Consider the following 2,383-nt stretch of genomic DNA (forward strand, 5'->3'; position numbering starts at 1 on the left):
AGTTTCATTCAATATTCGAGGATACATGAAAAATAAAACAAACTACTTATTCTATGCTGTTGTTGATTGGCTGTTTAAAAAAAGCCCGGTCACGTACTTTGTAGGGTGTGTTATTGGTGTTGCAGGAATGCTTGCTTCAGGAGGTTTATCGTTAGATGTAGCATCAGGCTCGTTAAAACTAGCTTATACAAATGAGTTGACGGCTTTATCTGGGCTCGTTGTAATAATTTGTACGATGGTTTCTTATGGTGCTGTCAGAATGCAAATGAAAGAACGGTACCAAAAGATTGTAAATGAGCATGAGAAAGAACAATTAGAGCTGAGAGGTAAATTAGAAAAAGAGATGCTCGACATTATTTCTGAGAAAAAACAGGAACTGGAAAAAGTTAAAGCAGACTTAGAACTGGAAAAAGTCAAGTCAGCTAACAGACACAAAAATATAGGAGATGCATCAAAGCAACTTCTTGATGATATCGTGTGTCTAGAAAGAGTGTTTGCAGGACTATGCGGGAGCGGACGATTGCTCACCAAAGATATCAATGGTGTTAGGCTTGATGAATATATAGCCGATGCAATTATGAATCAGCACACGTATAAACATGTATACAACGCTGATCCCAATCTTCAAGAATCATGGAGTAGCATGCTAGTGAAGCTAGATGCCTCTCAAAGAGCAATAACGCGAGCTATGAATGGTGAAAGTCTAGACGTAACACCTGTTGCTATCGCTGCGATGTCTATTTCTGAGTTCCTAGGTAAAGTATCCGACAGTGGTCATTTGGTGCTTACTGAAACTTAACAAAGCGTTTAAGAGAGATTCCCAACGCATAGCATTTTTCATTCCATCGTTGGGTTTTGTGTTTAAGGTTGTATGGTCAGGTTTCGTGGTGGCGTTGCTCACTACTTAACGCGGCGTTATGTTTCTAAGGATGGAATAGTTTGAGTGAATTTATTACCGCAATTTGGCCATTACTCTGTCTTTCGATGCTTCCTTTATCAGTCTGGTATTTGGTGGAAGCAAAAATTGTTTTGAATATCATTAAGTCCAATCACCCACAGGTTTGGCTTGAACTGGGAAAGCTTCAACTTATCAAAAACAACACTATCAGCAATTCTTTTAAGTTCATGGTATTTATACTAAAAGCCGACTATAGGTCGCTTAATGATGATACCTTATCAAGGAAGGGTAACTTACTAAGAGTTTTGTTAATTGGCGGACATTTGGTAGTTTTGTTTGCATTTATTGCACCGATAGTTATCGGCCGACTGTAAACATAACAAGCTGCTAAATTCAGATTCACCAAGGCTGTCATGACATTTGCTGAGCAAATCGCCCGCCAGCACGTGGTTCACTTATTAGCAGGGCGTTATATGCTTTTCATTGAGTAAGTATCTTTAAAAGGAATTCAATTATCAAAGCAGTATTTTTTAGTTTAGCCGTACTCGTAACGGTTTCAGGGTGCTCTACAAAAACGATTGGCCCAACGCCTGCGGGAGAAAATACTTTCGTGGTTTCAAGGCAAGAAGGCGCTTTCCCTTCTGGCAATGAACCATTACTTGCGGAAGCATTGGGTGAAGCAAACAGGTTTTGTAGTAGTTTAAGTAAGGTGGTTAAACTGTTAAATACCCATGAAAATTCAGGCCCATTTATTTTAGGCAATTACCCTAAAGCAACTGTAACCTTTTCGTGTGTTAAAAAGTCAACTGATAGCTAAGTTACCAGCATATAACAAGTCAAATCACTGGACGTATAACGGCTGTCGCGGTTTTTTGCTAAAAACCAAAAGGCGCAAAAACAGCGCCAACCTACGCGCCAGTGTTTGAGGCGTTATGAGGTACGAGGAGATTATCTTGCCTGAGTTTGTATCAACATTAGAAACAAGCGATTATATCGCTATGGCATCAGCCTTTATTGCTCTCTTAGTTTTTGCCTTAACATTGTGGCAAGGCTTTCAAGTGCGGAAACATAATCAGTTATCGGTTAAACCAGTTTTGGATTTTTGCTGGGTAAATAATTATGAAAATGGAATTTTATGTCAATTGGTAAACCTAGGTGTTGGACCGTCATTTTTAAATAAAATAAGCTTCTTTGTTGATGATATAGAATTCCATATTAATGAAAAGAATGACTATAAATCACTATTTCAAGAGCTCGATCTAAATGAACAACTTGGTCAAGTCGGTGTCCAGCATGTCCAGAAGGGATCTACGGTATCAATTGGTCAATCTTTGGATTTGCTTAATTTTTGTGACTCATCCGTATTAAAAAATGACTATGAACAAATTGCAGCTAAATTGAGGCGGCTAAGTGTTCAAGTAGAATACAAATGTATTTATGGTATTTGCTTTAAGTCATCAAAGTCGGGGTTACTATAAAACCTCA

The 2,383-nt window shown here is 38.4% G+C and carries 3 protein-coding genes; all 3 read left to right on the forward strand.

From position 1 onward, the window contains the following. Positions 1-799 (forward strand): hypothetical protein (locus CXF86_RS19885; RefSeq protein WP_219622749.1); only part of this gene is annotated, 799 nt, incomplete at its 5' end. A 140-nt stretch (positions 800-939) separates the two neighbouring features. Then, the gene (locus CXF86_RS19890) at positions 940-1,272 is read left to right on the forward strand and encodes a hypothetical protein (RefSeq protein WP_102039870.1); all 333 of its coding nucleotides are present in this window, start codon (positions 940-942) and stop codon (positions 1,270-1,272) included. A 579-nt stretch (positions 1,273-1,851) separates the two neighbouring features. After that, a complete protein-coding gene (locus CXF86_RS19900; protein ID WP_102039872.1) occupies positions 1,852-2,376 on the forward strand; it encodes a hypothetical protein in 525 nt (174 codons plus the stop codon). The last annotated feature ends 7 nt before the right edge of the window (positions 2,377-2,383 follow it).

The organism is Shewanella sp. GutCb (assembly GCF_002836135.1).
Classification (GTDB): Bacteria; Pseudomonadota; Gammaproteobacteria; order Enterobacterales; family Shewanellaceae; genus Shewanella.